General features: G+C 50.1%; 1 protein-coding gene. It reads left to right on the forward strand.

The window, feature by feature from the left end:
* On the forward strand, positions 1 to 757 hold a 757-nt coding region (locus tag LC059_RS17885), incomplete at its 5' end, for an IS3 family transposase (protein WP_226705236.1).
* Positions 758 to 788 lie beyond the last annotated feature (31 nt).

Here is a 788-nt window from a genome sequence, read left to right on the forward strand (position 1 = left end):
TAGGCTGACTTCTCCTAGCACTCTTAGAAGGCTACGAGTAGCTGAGAAGGTGCGAGATACCTTTGCCGAGTTTAAAGGGCGTTACGGATCGCCCAGAATTACTCGAGAGCTCCAGGAGGGCGGTGAGCCATGCTCTCGGAACTATATCGCTGCACTTATGCGGCAGGAGCACATTAAGGCGAGAAATGGCAAAGGCTTTCGTTATAGTAAGCCAGTTGAAGCGAATATCCATGTCGCCGCCAATCTGCTTAAACGCTGTTTTGATGTTGATCGGCCAAATTGCCGCTGGACCAGCGATATTACTTACATCTGGGTTCGTGATCGCTGGCTGTACCTCGCGGTGGTAATGGATCTCTACTCGCGACGTATCATAGGCTGGGCATTCGATTCCCAGATGACGGATGAACTGACTCGCCGAGCACTGAAAATGGCATTAGGTCAGCGGCAAGCCAAACCCGGATTGATTGTTCACTCCGATAGGGGCGTACAATACCGGTCTCAGCGATATCAGGATCTCTTGTCTGAGAATAATTGTAAACCGAGTATGAGTCGCCAGGCTAACTGCTGGGATAATGCGGCAATGGAGTCCTTCTTTAGTCGCCTTAAAGTCGAACTGGTGTACGCGGCGCCATTCGAAAATGTAGAGCAAGCGAAATCCGAGGTGTTTGAATACATCGAGGTTTTCTACAATAGAACTCGAAGGCACTCCGCATTGGGCCATATGAGCCCGGCAGAGTATGAGCGCAAATGCGCATAGTTAGAGTGTCTACTTTTTGTGGGCAAGACCA

This window comes from Microbulbifer elongatus (assembly GCF_020524885.1).
GTDB lineage: Bacteria > Pseudomonadota > Gammaproteobacteria > Pseudomonadales > Cellvibrionaceae > Microbulbifer > Microbulbifer elongatus_A.